General features: G+C 37.1%; 1 protein-coding gene. It reads right to left on the bottom strand.

Annotation, left to right across the window (positions count from 1 at the left end):
- The coding region (locus tag JNB91_RS30420; RefSeq protein WP_346269431.1) for a hypothetical protein at nucleotides 1–429 on the bottom strand (429 nt) is incomplete at both ends.

The raw sequence follows: 429 nt of genomic DNA, 5'->3' as shown, positions 1-429 counted from the left end.
CTATTTTCTATTTCATGGAGCAATCTTTCATCCTTAGTTAATTCTCCTGGAATTAATACATCAGTATGATAAAAACCGCTGTAATAAGAACTATTACCGGTGTGCACTGGGCATCCAAAACGATCCAAATTAGATTCTGAATGCCATGTTGTAGAAATCCCTTCCGGATGTGAATACCCACCCTTACCAACAGACTGAATAGTCATGTTACGAATATCCGCTAACGCTTGTTCTTGATCTTTATAGAAACCTTTTTCTATCGCCAGCCTCATAAAATGCCCCGGGGCATTTACAGAAATAAGTATTCCCCCTGGTATTCTTCTATCATGATTTCTTGTTCTATGAGCAGAAGAGTAAAAAACATTAACACCAGCCTTATATATTTTTAGCCCATCTTTATCCTGAAATGGTACGCTTTCAGTATAAATA

The organism is Aliirhizobium wenxiniae, from assembly GCF_019511445.1.
Classification (GTDB): domain Bacteria; phylum Pseudomonadota; class Alphaproteobacteria; order Rhizobiales; family Rhizobiaceae; genus Neorhizobium; species Neorhizobium wenxiniae_A.
The sequence above is the reverse complement of the archived record's forward strand: the minus strand, read 5'-3'. Positions and strand labels throughout refer to the sequence as shown.